Here is a 21217-nt window from a genome sequence, read left to right on the forward strand (position 1 = left end):
AACCCATCTCCTTCGAGGGTATAAAAATACTCACCACTCGGCAATTCTTTCCCATTCATATCCTTTGCATTAAACTGGATATAATAAACACCAGATTTTGTAAAATCATTGTCGAAAAGTGTTACAACTTCCTGCCAGTCATCGGAATACACCCGCATGACCAGGCGGATGGGTTGCGCTATCCAGATGCCTATACTGGTCGTCCCGTTAAACGGATTCGGATAGTTCTGGTCCATGCTAAATGACGATAGAATATCTTCCTCTACCTCCTGCCCTTTTTGAATGGCAGCCATAATTTTAACATCGTCGGAACACGATGACACAGAAAAGGCGAAAAGCAAAACGATTATGCGTATCAGATGAATGTTCATATTACATCTCCACAGATAGTGTTGCATCGAAATGCCAGGTGGATAATAACGAGCGATTGTATCGCGCAATATTAAACGTGAAATATTTACAACGGAATCCCCCGCCATAGGTGTAGTAGGAAGTTTTCGGCGCGGATGTATCGCCAAAATACCCCAAACGAATAGCCCAGAAGCGCAGCAGGCGGATTTCAGCGCCGAGATGGGCGTATTCGAGAAAAGCGGCATCATATAGTTGGTTAACCAGATCGGCCGCCAGCAATACTTCCAGATCATCCATCACCAATGGCAAATAAGATATGCCGAGTGCAAGGGTGGTTGGCAGTGGATCTTTTCGTTCAGCATCGAGTACGGTTACTTTGGGTCCGGCGTTCATCAACGCCAGCCCAAGGGATACACCGCGGCTATCGCGATCAATCGCGATCCTGTCGAAGAATGAATGTCGATCCTGTTCCACCACATGGTAATACGTCGCCTTTGAGAACAACCCTTTGCCAAACAAGCCAACCCCCGCGCTTAGCGAGACAGGCTTTCCTTTTCCTTCTTCAATGCTTACTTGCAGATTCATATAATTTTGTTTTAACAAACCCAGATTAACACCAGCCGAAAACAATCTGTTTAATTGAATCGCATACGTAAGTTGCACAACCCAATGCGTCGGGGTGAAAAACCCGGGTTTTTCGGCGTCCAGCGTGCCAATTGAGCTGCTAAACTGCGGTTCTCGCCAAATGCGATTGTATGCGATCCCGACAGTCCCGTAATCCTGCACCGGGAATGTTAAAGCGGCATAGGAATGATGGGTATTATCAAAAAACGGGAATGGTTTAACATAAGATACCACCACATTTTTCCCCGGTAAAAACGCAATATTGGCAGGGTTATAGTATGTTGCGGTAGCATCGTCACTCAAAGCCGTTCCGACACCACCCATCGCATACGACCGTGCAGATGGCTGCCACAGTAAACAGCGGGCGGTTGAGCTTTGTGAAAACGCACAGGTGACGAACACCAGTTTGATTAGCAAAACAGTCCTGAAAAGCTTGAGATTCATGACATATTTCCTGTACCATTAAACAGCGGGTTCGGGTTATTTTTTTTCATCCAGCGTCGTAACAATTTTGGCTCCGATCGCTGTACCTATATCTTTTACATCATCAGTTTTCTCGGGGAATGAATGTTGCGACCGGGTAAACCCCTGCTGAAACCAAATTTTCCGTTTTACATCATATATGATTTGCGGAATGATAACATTTATCGCCGGTAAGTCGAAGCTAATGAATTCTATTTGGCCATTTACAGGCTTTGCTACGTTAGCTGTTTTATGTTCAATACTTGTTGATTCTATTTTGATATCGCCAAAAAATATCGCGTAATCAAAATCGTTATATTCCTCAAAAAATGCATTTAAATCGCGGGGTTCACGTGTTATCAGGCGGGATAGCTGGCTATCAATAAAATGGTTTTCTTCGATGACCCGGTATTCTCTCGGGAAATCTCCTGTTGGCAATACGTCTATTTTATGCACGGAAACGGTCCAGGGCAGCGAGGTATATTTCTCTTTCAATCCTTCGCAGAAGTCGTTGTTAAACAGGTATTTAATGCTATCTTCATCCGTGGTTTTGTAACATTTGTTAAAGCTTTCCAACACCGCTTCATTAATTTCGACATAACCGGTAACCCCGTAAATAACCTTAATGAATTGTGTTTTTCTTTTCACATTTTCCGGGTAATCAGCATTTCTGTTCAGGGAGTTTTTGTGAGCGATTGGCGTGCAAGCAAGCAATAAAACCGGTAGAAATACCAGGAGGCATTTTTTCATTGTCATTTACCTTATATTAACATGATACCAATTGGACCTATTAACTGGCTGAGTAATTGTCTTTTATGAATGGAATGGTGATCAGGAGATTCCTGCTTTCGCGCCGAAGGCGCTCCTTCATTGCGCAGGGCAATGACAAAGACCCAATTTTTTGCTGTCATCCCTGCGAAGGCAGGGGGTCTCCAGAAGTCTATTTCTCTAAATACTGGCCTTCAACCCCTCATTCTGCAATACACAAAAGTAATGAGGTCTGTAAAAGACAGATAGCGGAAATAATCAATGACCCGCCAGAAATCAAACAACATTATCCAATAGCACCGGACACAGCAGTTATCCTGTTAAAATTCTTTTTATACTCGTTTTGGGGGCTAAAACAACAACGACTATGTGAAAGAATATTACAAAAAATTGTTTTGACAATAATCAAAAAAAATCATTGTGCAATTAGTGAAAAAGTAAAAATAGCTTGGAGTTAGCGTGGTCATTCCCGCAATTTTTAATGCGGGAATCCATTTATTTACATTACCCGTTTGATGCCCGGATTATCCCGATAAAATCGACGGGCATGACAACAGTATTCTACATTTCCAGAATTAATTTTGTTAACAAATTAATTTTCGAGTGTTACTAATAGCACTTCAATTACCGGTAATATTTCGCTATCAGAAATTATTATTGGCAAATTGGATGCGCATTATGACTTTCTTATTGAATTGCCCACCAACCAAAGCATCAAAAAAGAGCTTGCGCCGGCGCTGGGTAAACTCGATTCCCAACAAATTGCGGTCCTTTCCGAAGAGTTTACCACAAAAATATCCGAGATTTTTGCACAGCACAATAAACAATTTGACGGTAAATGGGATGAAATTTACAATGATCTGCATTTGGTAAAAAATACCGGTGTGAAATTAAAGCTCAGCGTGCCATTTATCAACATGCTGGGGATCGATTTGGGTATCGATTTCGATGTCAAAAATTGGGTAAAGCAAATGCTTGATAAATATGAAGATCAACGAATTGTCAAAATTTTTAAGCTGGCTCGCGGCAGGGATATCAGCAAATAACCTGGATGCCCGATGATCCCGATAAAATCGGGACGGGCATGACCCAATGAATTATTCGACGATCGCCAACAGTTCATCAAACCGGTCAATCACAACATCCGGGTCAAACTTGCGGAGTTGCTCAGCCTGCCGGAAGCCGAATGTGACCGCAACCGTTGCCGTTCCGGCGGATTTTCCCGCCAGAATATCGGTTGCGCTATCCCCTACCATCACCGTGCGATGCGGCGGCACACCCAGTTTTTGGCACAAATAAACAATCCCATCCGGTGCAGGTTTCAGCGGAATTTCCATCCCGCCGCCGATCACAGCATCAAAATATTGCCCGATACCTAACTGTTCCAGCAAGGGAAAAGCGTATTTTACAGGTTTATTGGTGAAAATCGCCTGTTTTTTGCCGGTGAGTTTGGGCAGCGTTTCCGCCACCGTTTCATACATTTGCGAATGGACGCAAACATTTGCCAGATAATGTTCGCCGAACATCACCAGCCCTTTTTCCACGATTTCCGGATCGTTCGTTTCCAGCGACCGTTCGAGCAATTTGCGGGCGCCATCGCCAACCAGTTCCCGAACGGTTGCGATGCTGAGCAACGGACGTTGATGACTCGCCAGCACGTGATTGACCGACGCCGTTAAATCGCCGAGCGTATCCACCAGCGTGCCGTCCAGATCGTAAATAATCAAATCATATTGGGGATGCTTTGCCACTGCTGTCCTCTTTTTTTGGGTCAATTTAACCGGAAATTCGCTAAAATGCGACTGTTTGCTGTAATTGGCGGGGTGTATGCGTTTCGACGCCGCTCACGTGTGGGAAATTGATGATTCCTGTGCAGCGTGCACGTTTCGGCTTCGCTCAACGTGCGGTATGATCCCTGAGCAGAGCCGAAGGGATCATATTGCATGTGAAAAATGGTATTTCTTTATTAAACCCATATTTTGTGTTAATATTTGAAGTTTGTTTCAGGAGGCGCGACACTTCCCATTGTTCAATACCAGAAAGGAAAGTAATGAACAGTTTACGACCACGATTTCCGGATAATGACATCAAGTTACGCATCAAAAGCCCCCACCGTCCGGGAAAATTAGGGCTACTGCTGACCGTTTTGGGAGAAGAAGGCGCGCTGGTTGGCGATATTGAAACGTTGTTCATCGGTAAAGATCACTCATTCCGCAACATTACCATTTCTATTTTTGATGAAGTGCATCTCGATGCGATCAAAACCGCCATCAAAAACCGGACTGAAGTTGAAATTCTCGAAATCGAAGATATTGTTTTTAAACGGCACGAAGGCGGGAAAATCCACAGCAAGCGCAAACAGGAACTGCGCCGGCTGGAAGATTTGCGCTATATTTATACGCCCGGCGTTGCCCGGGTTTGCCGCAGAATTATGAATCATCCGGAAAGTTACCGCAAATACACCAACATCGGCAACAGCGTGGGCATTTTTACCAACGGCACGCGGGTGTTGGGATTGGGCGAAATCGGCGTGCTGCCGTCCATGCCGGTAATGGAAGGCAAAGCGGTGATTTACGACCAGTTTGTGGGCATCAGCGCCACGCCCATTTTGGTGGACACCAAAGATCCGGACGAATTTATCGAAACGGTCGAGCGCATTGCGCCCACTTTTGGCGGGATTCATCTCGAAGATATCCGCATTCCCGATTGTTTTTACATCGAAACCGAGTTGATCAAACGGCTCAACAAACCGGTGATGCACGACGATCAGCACGGCACAGCAACGGTGCTGCTGGCGGCGGTGCTCAGCGCGTTGCGCCAGATCGGCAGAACGGATGACGACTCGCTGGTTTTTGCCCAATTGGGTTTGGGCGCGGCAGGATTTGGCATTGCCAAACTGATGATCGATTACGGGTTCAACGTGATCGGGGTTGATCCGATGCCGGAATCGCAAAAACGGTTGACCAATTACGGCGGGAAAATCGCATCGCTGGAAGAAGCAATGGACGTGGCGGATATCGTCATCGCCACCACCGGTGTCGTCGGGTTGATCGGTCCGGACATCGTTCGCAAAGGGCAGGTGATTTTGTCGCTGTCAAATCCGCAGCCGGAAATATTCCCGGAAGAAGCGTTGGCTGCCGGTGCCAGCTTTGCATCTGACGGAAAAAGCGTTAACAATGCGCTGGCATATCCGGGATTGTTCAAAGCTGCGCTGGAAGTGAATGCAACCGAGATCAACGCCAAAATGAAAATTGCCGCGGCAAAAGCCATCTCCGAAATGGCGGAAACAGGCGAACTGGTGCCGAGTATTTTTCATGAAAAGGTGCATCAACATGTGGTAAAAGCGGTGGTTGCGGCGTGTAAATAACCGTATCAGTTGATCGGATCGATCATTTCCGGGCTGTCATTTTTGATGTTGTTGACCGATTGGGAAACCGCCGCCGCAGTCATTCGGTCGCCCGGAAATGTGCGGATCGCGGCACGCAATTCCGCCGCGTCTGTCCGGTTGATGTCCAGCCAGCTTCGCACATCCTGCTCCGGCAAAATCAGCGGCATTCTGCCGTGCACCTCCCCCACCACCGGATTGGCGTCCACCGTAATCATCGATGCGCTGAAAATATCCCGCTGCTGTTCATCCCGCCAGATCGAAAATATGCCGCCGATGTTCAGCAATTTCCCGTCGCTTCGTTCAAATTTATAGGGCATTTTTTGCCCGCCAACCTTTGCCCATTCAAAAAAATTGTTCGCCGGAAAAATGCAGCGGGAATGCTGCAGCAATTTGCGCCAAAACGGTTTTTGGTCAAACGAATCGTCGCGGGTGTTAAACATGGCGTATTTCGATTTGAATTCCTTCGCAAATGAGGGCACCAGTTGCCAGTGCGCCAGCCGCATGTATGGTTGATTCTGGCGATCGCTGAGGATGATCGGCACATCGCGATAGGGTCCGATGTTATAAGTCGGCGGAAAATCGACCACCGCAGTCATCGGGAAACCGTAAATTTCCTCGAAATCTTCCGGCGTGGTTTTATAACTGTAAAGTGAATATCGTCCGCACATGCTGACACCTTTTTTATGAAATTAATCCGGCGGTTTGGAGAATTTGGCGCAATTGGGCTTTTTCCGTTTCGCCGATGGGCGACAGCGGCAGCCGGGGAACGCCGCCGTATAATCCAATCAATTCCTGAGCAACCTTTAATCCTGCGATGCCATAAGTTGCTGTTAACGCTTTATTTACCGGAATCAATTGCAGTTGCAAATCGCGGGCTTTTGCCCAATTGCCTTCGGCAACCCATTGCTGAAGCTGAACACATTGGGCGCCGGCAACATTCGCGATGGCCAGCACGCCGCCAATCGCACCGAGCGTCAGCGCCGGAAACAGCACCGAACCCGTGCCGATCAGCACGCTGAAATCCGCCGGCACGACCCGCAATATTTCGCCCAAATGCCCGATGTTTTCCGAACTGCTTTTGATGCCAATAATATTCGGGTGTTCCGCCAGCGCCGCCACGGTTTCCGCGGAAATGTTGTATCCGGTGTATTTGGGCACATTGTATAAAACGATGGGAATCCGGCTGTTATCCGCCAGTTTCCGGAAATATTGCACCAGCGATTGGTGGGTCATTTTATCGCGATAAAACACAGGATTGAACACCAACGCCGCATTTGCGCCACATTCGAATGCGCCGTTGGTCAGCTCGATGGTTTCCGGCAGGGAATCGCCGCCGGTTCCGGCCAGCAATGGTGCGTCGTCCGGCATGGCGTTGCGGGCGTGCTCCAACACTGCCAGTTTTTCCATTTTGGTCAGCGAAACGCTTTCGCCGTTGGAGCCGAGCGCCACAATGCCCCGGATGCCGGTTTTCATCAACTGGCGAACGTTTTCCGCCAGATGACTGGTGGCGACACGATCCATCACAAATGGTGTGGCAATCGGCGGGAAGATTCCGGACAGGTTCATCGACACTTTCTCCGTTTTGAAATTTGCTGATATTCAGAACTTTTGATCTTGCGAAGCGGCATACATACCATTATTTTGTGCCTTCGCATTACGGATATTAAACAATTAGCAATGAAAAATCAATCGAGGTTTCTGCTGTTGGGGCGACTCTTTTTAGGATTGTTTGGGTTAGTTTGGATGTTGGCCGGCGCTGCAAACACGACGATGTTTGCCCAAAACAGCCAATGGCGGGAACTGGCCGATGGGCTGCATCTCGCCGAATTCCAGTCGCCGGAACCCTCAGAAGTTGGCGACTCACGGATAACCGTTCTCAAAATTGATCCCCAATTTTTCGAATTCAAATTATTGAACGCTACCCAACACAACCGGCGGCTGCGCACGCTCGGCAACTGGGCAAAGGAATTCGGGTTGATTGCGACGATCAACGCCGGGATGTATCAAAAAGATTTGCTGACCAGCGTGGGCTACATGAAAAATTTTGATCACGTGAACAACGGGCATGTGAATCCCAATAACACCATTTTTGCATTCGCGCCAAACGATTCCACATTGCCGGACGCGCTAATTATCGATCGCACCTGCGAAAATTTCGATTCGTTGCGCAATTCCTATCAATGTATGCTGCAAAGTATCCGCATGATCAGCTGCACCCGCGAAAATGTCTGGTCGCGGCAGCCGAATCGCTGGAGCATTTCTGTGCTGGGAATGGATACGGCCGGGAATATTCTGTTTATTTTCAGCCAATCGCCGTTTACCGTGCACGATTTTAACAATCACCTGCTCAAATTGCCGATCGATATTTCGAAAGCGATGTATCTGGAAGGTGGTTCAAAAGCGGGATTTTATCTCTCGTTTAACGGCGTAACGATTGAAAAATACGGGATTTACGAAAACGTATTGCTCGGCGGCGACAACATGAACGCCACCTGGCCGATTCCCAACGCTTTGGGCATTGTGCCCAAAAATCGCTGATTATTGTTTTGACGATTTATTCTGACTGGCGATGTGCACGTTTCGCATAAAATTGGCGTAACCCGTTCGGCGAACCGGCGTTCCGGCAAACAATTCCTCAAATTTCGACTCACCCAATTGCTGCAAATTTTCCAGCGAAAACCATTCATCGGGCAGGCGATTGGCAAAATCGGGTTCACCCGTTTCCGTACTGAATCGGTTCCACGGGCAAACCGCCTGGCAAATGTCGCAGCCGAACACCCAGTTTTCCATTCCGGTTTGCAGATCACCCTCAATTTCGCCGTCATGTTCAATCGTCAGGTAGGAAATGCAGCGGCGGGCGTCCAGCACAAACGGTGTTTCCAGCGCGTCGGTCGGACAGGCGATTTGGCAACGGTTGCAGGTGCCGCAATGCTCCTCGATAAACGGCGGATCAGCCGGCAGTTTTTCGGAGAGCAAAATTTCCCCGAGAAAAAACCATGAGCCTTTTTGTTTGATGATCAAATTGGTGTGTTTACCAATCCACCCAACACCGGATTTTGCAGCCAATGCTTTTTCCATTATCGGGAAAGAATCCACACAAATGCGACCGTGGGCATCCGGCAGTAATTGCTGAATGTGGGTAAGAAATGATTTGAGTTTTTTGCGCAACACCTTATGATAATCGCGACCGCGAGCGTAAATGGAGATGGCTGCTTCCTGGCTATCGCGCAACGCCGTTTCATTTTCGCGATAATAATTCAACGCAACCACGATGATCGATTGCGCCTCCGGGAAATAGCTGCGGGGATTTGCCCGTTCGTGGCGGGTGCGAGCCATCCATTCCATTGTGCCGTGGAAACGATTTGCCAGCCATTTTTCCAGCAATTCGCCGGCACCTGTTAACGGCTCGGCATCGCAGATCGCTACTGCAGAAAAACCTTGCTGCAAACCTTCCTGTTTGATGCGATTCGCTATTTCCTGCCGGTCGGTTTTCATAAACCATCGTTTATTTATTTTAGAAAAGAGGCATAATCAACTTCAGCAGCTTGTTTTTGGAAAAAGGACTAATCCGTCAGGTTGATAATCATGCCGTCGCGGGCCATTTCCATTTCGCCTTCGTAATATTTTTTGGCGATGATTGTCGGATTTTCAACAAGCGCATCGGGATAAAAATGGGTGAGCATCAACCGCTTGGCTCTGGCTTTTTGGGCAATTTGGGCGGATAAACTGGGCGAAAGATGCCCTTTTACCGCGTGATCATCCGCATGTGAGCATTCCAGAACCGCCAGATCAACATCGGTGCATAGCTTAACCAGATCCTGACAGTAGCCACTGTCACCGGAAAACGCGATGGAGTAACCGTTGAAATCGAACCGGTAGCCAACGCTTTCCTGATTGTGCACCACTTTTCGCCAGGCGATACGAAAACCCGGGAATTCGAGGAAAGGTCGTTTCAATTCGTAAAAGCGGACTTCATCTGCGGCGTTTTGCATCCAACGACCATAGCTGCGCTGCATGCCCTGCACATATCGATAAATTCCCGACGGTCCCCAAACACGCAGCATTTTGCCGTCAATCGCCATTTCACGGGTGTTCCGCATCGAGAAAATAAACGGCACCAAATCGCCAATATGGTCAGGGTGAAAGTGTGTTAGGAAAATATAGTCGATTTCGTGAAGATTGACACCATCCACCGCCAGCCGGCGCAGCGATCCCGCGCCGATATCCACCAGAATTTTTAGCTGGGATGTTTCGATGAGCACGCAACTACAAGATCGATTAGGGTCCGGGGCAATCGTTCCGGTACCGATGAAGTGCAGCTTTAAATGATCACTCATGTAAGCTCCTTATCCTGTTTTCCGATTCTAATGCTGCAATTAGATAAACGTGTCCATCCCTCGATCCTAATTCAACGAAGCAGCATCTCAATTATAGCTAACAGCCGACCTTGTGCATCAAGTTTCAGAAGCGTAGGAATTACTTCATACCGATGTCGTTTGGGTCTTGAACCATCATTTCTTATTTCGTTGCCAATCACCCGTGCCCAATGGAATCCGATGAAGTTATATACCGGAAGATTAAGCCAGCAATTTAAGCAAAAGGAGTAAAGAATCAAAGTGATGTACTCATTTTAATTCGATTTTTTTTTATTTTACCGAAGAATTCCCATCGTCTTGTTGTTGCAATCGCCCCGTGCCGGATGAACGGATAAACAACCGTATTCTACCGGCTGAATCGAAAGTCGTATTTGTGACGGAGTGTTATTCTCAACTGGAATTGCAAAGGGGCAGAAATAAAATCCAACACTATTATTTGTGAACCTGTTACAAAATGATACTGAAAAAAAAGCGGCGGAGCAATTAAGCCCCGCCGCTTTGATGTGAAGTTTTTCAGCTCAGGAAATTATTTGAGCAGAATCATCTTCTGGATGCTGTTGAAATCACCAGCTTCGAAACGGTAGATGTAAATACCGCTTGCAACTGATGCACCCTTGTCATTCAATCCGTCCCAGTTGGCTTTGTATTTTCCGGGTTGCATGCGCTCGTTAACCAGCGTGCGCACTTGCTGACCCAATACGTTGTAAATAACCAACTTCACGTTGCTGACTTGCGGCAACTGGAAGTCGATACTGGTAGTCGGGTTGAAGGGGTTCGGGTAGTTACGGCTGACGGCAAATGTGGTCGGAATGGTTTCCAATTCTTCCACGCCAACACCACCGACAACTAATGTAACCGGAACGACAACCGCTGAGTTCAACGGATCGTTTGTGGTGATTTCCAGCGCTGCGGTATACATGGTATCCACATCTTCGCTGTAAAGACGAACAGTGAATCCACCCACATCACCCGGATTGATCACACCGGAGGTGAAATCCGTGATGCGCATAAACGAAGAACCGGAAGCGGCATCGCCGAGTTCGTAACCGAACAGCCCGTCCGGAACGCTTTGGCTTACGCCACCGATGGTTACTTTGCCCGGTACGATATCCGTCGAGATGAACAATCCACCTGCGAGCAGAATATCAACACCGTTACCCAGATCCGGTACTACGTCATATTCAACACCAGTTGCCACGCCGGAAGGCAGAGCAATTTGTTTGATCAAATTTGGCGTTTGCACCGGCGGTGTTGTAGAGGTTCCATTTTGATCAAAAATCCACAGATACGGTCCGCCATCACTGGTGTTATCGTATGCAGAACCATACAATCCGGTTCCGGTGTGCGAAGCGGCTGGCAATGTATTCAGAACAGCACCGGAGCGATCGACCAATACGATATCGGTTGACCAGTTTCCGACGTAGAATGCATCCAGATCGGAGTCATATGCAATGTGGCGAACCGGTTGGGGTGATGCAATCGTTCCAACCAGCGTTTTGCTGTCGAAATCCATTTGGAAAATGGTTCCGGCTGCAGCGCCACCATAGAAATACTGACCGTCATACGCCAAGTCACGAAGACCGGTTACACCGGTAATGGAGAATTCTTCAACCAATACCAGATTTCCGCCACCGTCCACTTCATATTTGTGGATAAGGTTGGTAGCCCAACGGGTGGTATAGTAATACTGACCGTCGAATTCGACTCCGGCATTTCCCGGTCCACCTGAAACGGCTTCGATGTCGTGAGAGAATTGCAGATCCCAAACATCGTCCATTACGCGTTGCGGCGTGTTCAGTTCAGCCAGACCGGGTGTTTGGCTGCTTGCAGCATCCACTTCGCCTGCGTTGGAGGCATTGCCACGCATTTCGGGGAATACTGTTTTGCTCTTGCCTAAAATAACCGATACAGCCCAGCTTAACGGCGAACCGCCAGTGTTTTCAATCAACATCGGTGCGTCGGTTGAATCACTGAAACCAAGATTGGCGCCGAGTGAATCCGGATCGATGCTGAACGAAGGCGCAATTACTGCGGTAGCGGATACGGCAACAGCCAGGGTCGGGTTTGCCGGATCGTTACTGGAGATGGTGAGCGTTCCGGTTGCGCCGCCTTCGGCAGTCGGCATGAAGTAAACCGTAACTTCTGCGCTATCGAAAGCTGCAACATCGAAAGCCGTTTGGGATACGCTGAATACGGCGTTATCCGATGCAACATCGGTAACATTCAGCACACCGTTGCCTTCGTTGCGGACAACCATTGTTGTTGAATCCATTCCACCGACAAATACCGGGTTTGCGAAAACAACCGGATCAGCGGAAACCAAAGCCTGGCCAACCACGAACATGTGTGCATAGGCACGCAATTCCGGATTTGCCGGGTCGTTGGATGTTACAACAACGTCTGCTTCGTAATCGCCACCAACCAATCCAGCCGGATCGAAGGTGAGCAATACTTCAACGCTGCTGTTTGCAGGCACTGTGCCGTCAGTGATGCTCGGGGTTAACCAAGAGCCACTGCCGGTAACCAGTGTTTGGTAATAAGCAACTGCGGCGCCAAATGCAGTGGCAGCAATCGGGTGTTCCGTTGCCGGCGGATCTGCATAGGTCGGCACTGATCCGGTAGACCAGCCTGCTGCTGCTGTCAGCTCACCAAAAGAAGCCTGGATCGGGTATGGAGCAATATTTTGTTCGTTATAATAGTTGGCGTTGCCTTCCCACTGTGCAAAAATCAGATAGAATTTGCCAGCTTGCAACGGAACGTTCACGGTGCCGGAGCTGTACCAGCCTTCGCCGGGACCAGCACTGGTCAGTTCTGCAACGCTGATGGTTGTGTAGGTGCCAACTTGTGCATCGCTTTCGGCTACCACAAAATGCATTTTGGTTGCAGCCGTCGGATTCAGATAGAGGCGATGCTCAGAAAGTGTGGTGCTGGAAGTTACGGTAAACAGGTTACCGCGACCACGCAGTCCAGACGGGCCGAATGAGCTCGCATTGCTACCAAACACTTCTTCGCCAGCGATAGACGGAGCCGGATCGTTTTCATTGCCAGCGCCTGCTGCAAAGGACGGCGCTTCAAAATCCGGTTCGCCGCTTGCGTTCATCGCTACGGCAAATTGGGTTTGGTTCAACGCAACCAACGGAAGCGGTTTACCAGAGGCAATGACCATTTGGTTGTCGTTTTTGGGTTGACCCAAAACTTCAACCTTCATATTTGCCGCTGATGCAAATTCCACGCTCACATTAAACTCAAGCGGTGTGGAACCATCGTTCGAAATTACCAATGTATCGGTAGCTGTGCTACCAATTGCCAGAGTAACATCGAATGAATCGGGAGAAATACTGGCGATTGGCGCATCAATTGCGGATCCACTTAATACGACAGTATCAACTGGCGTAGATGGATCGTCGCTAGTTAGTTCCAAATATCCGTCAAAGCTGCCCGCTGCTGTCGGCGCAAATACCACGTCAACCATTTCAGCAGAAAATGGTGCAATCACCAAACTTGTCGGTGTCGGTGAAAATGCAGCATTTGTGCTGGCAATGTTGCTAACCGTTAACGGTCCATTACCAATGTTGGCAACTTCAACTTGCAGTGTTTCGGTTTCACCTGCGAGCAACTCGCTGAATTGTAACGAATCAGGAGAGGTCGAGATAACGGCCAAGCCGTTAACCGTTAAGGTCACAGGCATTTTTACAGCCGGGCTAACCGGATCGTTACTGTTGATCTGGATGCTACCTTCATAAACACCACCCAACAGATTTTCGGAATTAACACGAACCATAGCCGAACTGCTATCACCAGATACAACTGTGCCTGCATCCGGAGCAACCGATAAAAATCCGGCGCCGGTGTTAATCGTACAATAGTAAGCAGAGAAACCACTCCAGGTGCTATTAATCGTTCCTGGATTCGGCGGGAAGCCAGCAGTTGTACCGGCAACGCCAGATTCCAATGTTCCGAAAGAAGCCGGAATGGGTCCGGCGGGACCACCACGGAAATAGCTTACCGAAGATGCACCCCAGGATGCACCGATGTAGTAGAATTTACCAGCCTGCAACAATACGTTGGTAGGACCGGAAGTATAAAATCCTTCACCGGTTCCAGAACTTGGGAAATATACCTGATTGATTAAGCTGAAATCGCCAGTTGCTGCGGCGCCTTCATAAACAAAGAAGTAGATTTCAGTATCTGTAGGTATATTCAAGTATTGTTTGTATTCCAACAATGTTGTGGTTGTTGTAATGCCAAAAACATTACCACGGTCACGGTTTGTGCCGCTGAAAGAACTCGAAGCATCACCAAATACTTCTTCACCACTGATAACTGCAGGAGGTACGCCAATACCGGAACTGGCATTTCGGCGAGACTCTTCTGTTGCATTCGCCACTCCGCGATTAGCAGTACGGCGTTTGATATCTGCACGCATTTCTTCTTTAACCATGCCATTCGGTAGTTTGGCATGTGCTGGTTTAAGAGAAGAACCACCAATTACCGCTTCCAAAGTATATTCCAGCGGACCGGCACCAGTGTTAAATATCCACATTTCAGCAGAATCTTGCACTGATGGATCCAGCGTGAAGGACATTGAATCCGGCGAGAAGCTTACAATAGGTGCATCGTTGACGACCAATGTAACTGTTACATCAACTTGTGGTGTAACCGGGTCGTCACTTGTTACTTCCAATACAGCGGTATAAGAACCGGTTGGGAGTCCTGCTGCATCAAGATCTACCACAATGGTTTCACTTTGATTTGCACCTAATACACCGCTGGTCGGAGAGAATGTAATCCATCCTGCGAATGTACCGAGGGTAATATTGTAAGTCAACGGACCGGCAAGCGATCCACCATCGTTGGCAACATCGAAACTCAACGAGTTTGTTCCGTTAACCAGAAGTGTGTCGGTTAATGATGTCGGTGATACGGCAATAACGGGCGGGCCGGCGGATGCGCGGAACATTCCCAGATAAGCAGCCATCAAGTCCGTTTTATTATTTGCCAGAATTTCGACACCACCATCGCCAAGCTTAAATGTTTCATTTTGGTTAGCGTTGACGTTTTTCTGCGCAGGATAATACTTCTTCACAAAATTTTCGTTGCGACGGCGTTCTACTTGTGGCTTAGAACCGCTTTCGCGAACAATCATATTTGCGCGTTTTTCTTCGAGCTTACGGAGAAGTTCCGCAGGGCTGAGGGAAGAATTATCCATTCCGCCAAATTCTGCAACTGCACCGATAGCACGTCCCAATCCATAGCTGGTATTAAACACACCATGGGTTGAGTCTGTTGCATCATTTTTCCAGATTGCATTAGAGTTGATTGGCTGAAGCTGATCCATAAAATTGTTTTCACCACTGTGCGGGAAAACAAATCCATTGAGATCGCCGGCACCGATCAATCCGGAGACATCTGAACCTCCATCCGTCTGCACCATCATTGAGATCGAACCATGGACGAATATTGAAACCACCTTGTTCAGGGTCGTAGTTAAAACAGTCGCCACCTTCGAGATATAAATAACCACCATTTTGCAGATAGTTTTCCAGTGCCGGGCCTTCCGGGGCTGTAGCATCTATAACGTGGTTATTGCTAAAAATACCAAGAACAACGAAAACACCTTCATAAACATCAAGGTTGCTTCCGAATTCGAACAAATCGTTTGTAAGAAATACACTTTCGCCATTTGCGGCAAGTGCAGCGGCAATGCTGTCACCGCTTGCGGCTGCTGATGAGCCTGCATCCGGACCAACCCAAACAAGGAAATCGGGAGTAGAGCCAACATAAATTTCCACAGCATTGCTGGCTGCGCTCTCGTTTGCAGGGGTTTCGTTATCCAATGCTTTTACGGTATATGTGTATGTAAATCCGGGCGGCGGTGTGTCTGTGTAAGTGCCTACACCGGGATCTACATTGGCGATCCATGTACCGTTACGATATACCCGGATCGAATCGAGATCGTCGAGCGGGGTGCCGTCGCTTTGGGTGGTGGGGTCATCCCAGGTCAGGTCAGCATCTGCCGTATCGGCGGTAACTGCCAGATTTTGCGGTGCTGAAGGCATGGGTGAACCACCAGCATACCAGGAAAGATTTACCGGTAAGCTAAGGCTATCGTTTAAAGTAAGTTTGGTAATCAATTCGTATTCATATAATTGACCATCGGTAAGTCCGTTATCTGTATAGGCTTCGGTGCCGCCGGCTACAGATGTCAACGGTGTGCCGTCTCGGGAGATTTCGATGGTGAAATCGCCACTGGAAATCGGGGTGCCGTCAACCAAAGTTGTCGGGTCTGTCCAGGTCAATTCAATGTTATTCGGAGTTGTGAAATCACTATATGCTGCACCGGCGGATACGCCGTTCGGATCTGTCGGATCAGCCAAAACATAAGCTGAAACGTATGCACGTGCAATACCATCACGGTTGTCTGTCCATACCGGGTAAACTTTGGCAGCATGAGCAGAAATGCCCAGATAGTCGCCAAAGTAACCGCCGGCCAAACCGGGAATCGGTGCGGGCGTAAAGCTCACATCGCTGATTTTGAAATCTTCCCAGGTTGCGCCGCCGTCCAATGAGTTGGCTGCGAACACTTCAACATCAGTTGCAGCAACGTTGCGGTCATCATAAAACACCATACTCAGGTTACCCGTTACCGGGTCGCAGGTGATCCAGGGCAGGAAATGTTTTTTGCCCTGTCCGCTGGCATCCTGGTTAACGCGAACCGGGGTGTTCCAGGTTGCGCCGCCATCGCTGGAGCTAATGACGTAAACATCCATATCCGTACCGGTATTTACGCCCGGAACGCCGATGTTCGGCCATGCAACATACAGGTTACCGTTGCGTGCGCCACCGGAGATATCCACCGCTGCGGAGGGGAATGCAGCAGAGCGGATGCCGCTTTTATCGACGCCGGTAGCACGAACACCGCGGATGTTGTCGATAATGAGAACGCCGCTGGTCCAGGTTACGCCGCCGTCTGTTGAAACAGACATACCGATTGCCGGTTCGTCCGTTACACCACCGGAAGTGTAAACAGTGTAAAATGCATAAACGGTACCATCGGGGCCCGTTTTGATATTCACGCCTTGTTTGAATCCGGGCAAAGCGGAGGTTACGCCAACAGGTGCACTCCAGGTACGGCCGCCGTCGGTTGAGGTAACCACTTCAACTTGCTCGTTATTCGCGCTGCCAGATTCAAAGCGGGTCCATGCGGCATACAGATTGCCTTCATGCGGGCTCGTTGGGCTGTTGTCAATCCACAGATGGTTTTTGTCCAACAGATCAAAAAAACCTGCGGGAGCAGCGCCGCACTGAACGTGTGTCCAGGTTGCGCCTTCATCTGTTGAGTAGGCAACACCTTGTCCACCATCAGCGGCAATGTAACCCACATAATATTCGCCGTTCAAACCGATGACGGCTGCAGGGTCACCACTGTTACCGCCGCCGGTTCCCTGAATAGAGCCATTCCATGTCAGACCGTTATCATCGGACATAAAACCGCTGGAACCGAACACACCACTCACCGGCCAATCCGTTGAGTTGTTCGAGTTTAACACTTTTGAGGGGTCATTCGGGTTAGCGAAAATCGAGTTTTCGCTTTGGGTTGTGTTCCCGCCAATAACCAAAACGTCCGGCGAGTCATCCACGAGGGATGATAATGCCTTAATTTGGCTACCCGTAAACTGACCGGGCTTGACAGTAACCTGCGGGTTCACCGGAACCAGGCCTTTTTCTGCCATTTTCTGCCAATAGACTTTGCTCCAGGCACGGGGGTTCACTTGTGATTTTTCCTGTCCGAAAACAGAAACACCACAGATGATAAGTGCCAGAAGTGTCAGCCTCCATACATTAGCTGATTTCATACGTGTTCCTTTTGTTTAATGAAACGAATTATCGTTTGGTTGAAACCTGAACATACATAATGATTGTCACTGATTTTTCCAGAAATACACTCCGAATTTTAGTGGTGGGGCATGGGGCAAATTATATACTTCGCGAAACTTAACCATAAATCCATCTCCTTGATAATTTTAGGTTTAGGGGTTTTTATTAATCAAACTATTTCATTAACATCATTTTTTGAACCCGGGAAAATGGGGTTGCAGAGGCGCTGCTCCGGGCTGTCAACCGGTAAAAATAAATGCCGCTGGAAACCGGCAATCCGTCGGCATCCAACCCGTCCCAAACGCTGCTGTGGCGTCCGACAGGCTGAGATTGTTGCACCAGCACACGCACTTGCTGACCGAGCATATTGTAAATAGTCAGGGTAATTTCGCTGGCTTGGGGCAAATCGTATTGAATCGTTGTGCTCGGATTGAACGGATTGGGATAATTGGGCAGCAACGCATATTCGGCCGGCAGAACAGCTTGCTCATCCGATATACTGTTGATCAGGTTTGCGCCAATCGCAACATCGTCGATAAACCAGTCATCGTTCGGGAACGGTCCGGCGCCACCGGTTGAGCGGAAGCGCAGCTGGAACTGGCTGTGATAAAACGTCCCGGCGCCTGCATCAACACTATCCAGATTCACCCATTCTTCCTGAAACGGCTGAACGCCGCTGCCGGGATATGCGCGAACCAAAATCCACTCACCTAGATTGTTTTTGAAATATACCTGCAGACTATCGCCCGTTTCGGGTGCATTGCCGGAGCCTTGCGGCTGGTAACTGTAGCTGACCACAAAAGCACTCGACGGATTGAAAACGGATAAATCGACCGGTTTCAGATCGAGAATATCTTCACCGTTTGGCGTGCCGTTCAGGTTAAGTGCCAAATTGCCGGATGGCGGGTCGATCGCCCGGCTGTTCACCTCGGCAAAACTGTTCAGCCACACACCCGGATTCGGATTTCCGGCAGTAAAAAATTCATCAAAAATTGGTGCGCTCAGCGGTGTGCCGATTGCGTTGGTCAGCTCGCTTTCATTTTGCGATAATTCATTATCGATCACGCTGATCTGCCAATCGTAAAATCCCGACGATGCGGGGTTGAACACCAACGTATCCGCTTTGGCGGTATCAGCGGATGTCCGCAGAAAGTCGCCAACCGTTTCGCCATTCTGATACAAACGGACACCGGCAAAATCGTCCATCGGTGTGCCATCCACATTCCGGGACGGGCTGCGCCAGGTGACGGTTACTTCGCCCGCGGTTCCGGCTACGGTAAAATGGGTTGCGGGTTGCGGCAGCGGCGAGCCACCGGCAATCCATTCGGCTTCCGAATAATTGCTGATGCTGCCGGTATCGTGGGTTTTGGCAAAAATCTGGTAAAAATATGGTTGTCCGTCGCTCAAATCACTGTCCGTAAACGTGCTATTTTCGCCGGAAATGGAGTCAACCATTTCGCCGTCGCGCAGAATTAATATCGAAAATTGATCGCCCGTTAACGTGTCGCCGTTCAACAAATGAGTGGGATTAACCCATGACAAATACATTTCATCCGGTGTTTGGTAATCGCTGTACGCCACCAACCCGGTGATATCAGAAGGTGCACCGCGTTCGGATTTAGCCTGCAAAAACGCCGCGTAAGCGTCCACCCGACCGGCGCCGTAACGCGGGTCTTTCCCCGGTGCGCCTTTTTCAATGGCGGTGGTTTGCAAAATCCGACTGACATCTTCCGGCGTTAAATCCGGATTGGCAGAAAGCACCAGCGCCACCAATCCAGCGACGTGCGGCGTGGCTGCAGAGGTGCCGCCAAATGTGGCATAACCGCCCGTCCGGGTGGTCGAAACTGTGCTGGCACCCGGCGAAGATACATCGGGTTTCAACAATCCGATCGAATCCGCTTCGACGGGACCTTGTAAATTATAGGGATAATCCTGATAACTCAGCGGATTGCTGTTCGGGAAGGTCGGGCAGCGGCTCTGGATGTTTTCCCATGCAGCGGGACCAAAACCGGAGCTGCTTTCGATCACATCCGAAAACGCGCTCACGTTTCCGCAACCGATCACCGAACTGACGCCGCCAACCAGCGTTTGCTGATCGGGATGAATCCACGGCGACGGCGAGTTGCCCGGAGCGGATATATTATAAGGTATCGGATAGCTATTGTTGCAACCGGGTGTGCTCTGTGCACCCTGATTTCCGGTTGAATTGGTGTGCACAACGCCGGCAGCCAATTCCATATCGTTCATTGCCCGGTACGATGCGTAATCCGGTTGCGAAGCCCATTTTTGGCTGAACGAACTGGTGGTAACGCCCGCGCCCATTTCAAATGCGTATTGATAAGCCGCCCACCATGCAGAAGCCGGTGCGCCGTCGATGCGTAAAATGATCACTTTGGCGCGCGGTGCAACACCGGTTTCGGTGCCGTTGGTGCCATCGCCGACAATCAGACCGCAAGCCTGGGTGCCGTGACCGTCCGTATCATCGGGATCGTTATCGTTTCCGCCAAAATCCCAGCCGATAAAATCATCCGTGCGACCGTTGCCGTCATCATCGATGCCGTTGATATCACCCGGATCGAACACCCAGGATGAACCGTTAAACTCCAGCGTGTGACCGTCACCGTCGGCATCTTCGCCCAAATTATTCCAGATATTATTGATCAAATCGGGATGTCGCCAATACGTTCCGCTATCCACATTTCCGACGATCACACCTTGCCCACTGTCACCTTCCGCCCAAACCAGCGGCGCGTTGATGAGCGTTAAACCGGGTTGCGGCGAATTCATCGGAGCAAGGTTGGCACCGGTTTCCCGGTTGAAATTAGCGATGCCGCCGTCATCTTTCGCTTCGTCGATATCGATCACCGGATCGTACCAAATTTCCCCGATTTCCGGAAATTGCTGCGCCAGCGAATACACCACCGCCGGCTTTGCTTTCATTGCGATCACGTTGATCGCCCAAATATTTTCGATATGGGAAATTTCGTCGCGGGAACGGGCATCTGCCAAAAACGCCATCACATTGGACTGTGTGGCAGCGGCATGCGATTTCAGGCGTGTCACAACCAGATTGCGTCGGTCGTTTCGGGATAAACCTGCTGTTTCGCGCTGCAATTCCTGCAGCGTAATCCGATCAGCTAATTTTATGTAAATATTAACTTTATCATCTTTCGCCCGTGTATCCAGCTCCGCCTGCAAACGCGGATGAATTTTTGCCAACGGGTTAGCAAACAACACAGTGCCAAAAAGGACGGAAAACAATAGCAAAAAGGCAACAAATCGAGGGTAGCGCATCTCCATACATATCCCGGTATTGATGAATGTTTGCCTGAAATTACAGACCGATTTTTTCGATAAATTAACTCCGTTT

General features: G+C 49.1%; 14 protein-coding genes. 3 read left to right on the forward strand and 11 right to left on the reverse strand.

Annotation, left to right across the window (positions count from 1 at the left end; translation table 11 throughout):
- From H6629_23710 to H6629_23720, 3 genes are all read right to left on the reverse strand, one after another.
- On the reverse strand, positions 1–371 hold a 371-nt coding region (locus H6629_23710), incomplete at its 3' end, for a hypothetical protein (protein ID MCB9070793.1).
- A gap of 1 nt (position 372) precedes the next feature.
- Entirely contained in the window at positions 373–1419 is a 1047-nt protein-coding gene (locus H6629_23715; protein ID MCB9070794.1) for a hypothetical protein, read from the reverse strand.
- Positions 1420–1455: 36 nt separating this feature from the next.
- Positions 1456–2187, reverse strand: a complete 732-nt coding sequence (locus tag H6629_23720) for a hypothetical protein (GenBank protein MCB9070795.1) — start codon at positions 2185–2187, stop codon at positions 1456–1458.
- 713 nt (positions 2188–2900) lie between these two features.
- Between H6629_23720 and H6629_23725 the strand changes: the two genes are divergently transcribed.
- A complete protein-coding gene (locus H6629_23725; GenBank protein ID MCB9070796.1) occupies positions 2901–3251 on the forward strand; it encodes a hypothetical protein in 351 nt (116 codons plus the stop codon).
- 51 nt (positions 3252–3302) lie between these two features.
- Here H6629_23725 and H6629_23730 read toward each other — a convergent pair whose 3' ends face one another.
- Complete coding sequence (locus H6629_23730) at positions 3303–3956, reverse strand: HAD-IA family hydrolase (GenBank protein MCB9070797.1); 654 nt, start codon at positions 3954–3956, stop codon at positions 3303–3305.
- A gap of 299 nt (positions 3957–4255) precedes the next feature.
- On the opposite strand from H6629_23730, the gene H6629_23735 reads away from it, so the two are divergent.
- The gene (locus tag H6629_23735) at positions 4256–5572 is read left to right on the forward strand and encodes an NAD-dependent malic enzyme (GenBank protein MCB9070798.1); all 1317 of its coding nucleotides are present in this window, start codon (positions 4256–4258) and stop codon (positions 5570–5572) included.
- A gap of 5 nt (positions 5573–5577) precedes the next feature.
- On the opposite strand, the gene H6629_23740 is transcribed toward H6629_23735, so the two are convergent.
- Both H6629_23740 and H6629_23745 read right to left on the reverse strand, forming a co-directional pair.
- Complete coding sequence (locus H6629_23740) at positions 5578–6261, reverse strand: SOS response-associated peptidase (GenBank protein ID MCB9070799.1); 684 nt, start codon at positions 6259–6261, stop codon at positions 5578–5580.
- 13 nt (positions 6262–6274) lie between these two features.
- Positions 6275–7159, reverse strand: coding sequence for a dihydrodipicolinate synthase family protein (locus tag H6629_23745; GenBank protein ID MCB9070800.1), 885 nt, complete (start codon positions 7157–7159; stop codon positions 6275–6277).
- A gap of 111 nt (positions 7160–7270) precedes the next feature.
- Between H6629_23745 and H6629_23750 the strand changes: the two genes are divergently transcribed.
- The gene (locus H6629_23750) at positions 7271–8131 is read left to right on the forward strand and encodes a phosphodiester glycosidase family protein (GenBank protein MCB9070801.1); all 861 of its coding nucleotides are present in this window, start codon (positions 7271–7273) and stop codon (positions 8129–8131) included.
- Here H6629_23750 and queG read toward each other — a convergent pair whose 3' ends face one another.
- The 5 genes from queG to H6629_23775 form a co-directional block, all read right to left on the reverse strand.
- Entirely contained in the window at positions 8132–9088 is a 957-nt protein-coding gene (queG, locus tag H6629_23755) for a tRNA epoxyqueuosine(34) reductase QueG (GenBank protein ID MCB9070802.1), read from the reverse strand.
- Positions 9089–9156: 68 nt separating this feature from the next.
- Positions 9157–9930, reverse strand: coding sequence for an MBL fold metallo-hydrolase (locus H6629_23760; GenBank protein MCB9070803.1), 774 nt, complete (start codon positions 9928–9930; stop codon positions 9157–9159).
- Positions 9931–10495: 565 nt separating this feature from the next.
- Positions 10496–15406: a choice-of-anchor D domain-containing protein gene (locus tag H6629_23765; protein MCB9070804.1), complete on the reverse strand. Its 4911-nt coding sequence runs from the start codon at positions 15404–15406 to the stop codon at positions 10496–10498.
- Positions 15318–17825 (reverse strand): hypothetical protein, encoded by a 2508-nt coding sequence (locus tag H6629_23770; protein ID MCB9070805.1) that lies wholly within the window; start codon positions 17823–17825, stop codon positions 15318–15320. Before H6629_23770 ends, H6629_23765 begins: the two co-directional genes overlap by 89 nt.
- A gap of 196 nt (positions 17826–18021) precedes the next feature.
- A complete protein-coding gene (locus H6629_23775) occupies positions 18022–21147 on the reverse strand; it encodes a S8 family serine peptidase (protein ID MCB9070806.1) in 3126 nt (1041 codons plus the stop codon).
- Positions 21148–21217: the final 70 nt, after the last annotated feature.

It is taken from the genome of Calditrichia bacterium (assembly GCA_020634975.1).
Taxonomy (GTDB): domain Bacteria; phylum Calditrichota; class Calditrichia; order RBG-13-44-9; family J075; genus JACKAQ01.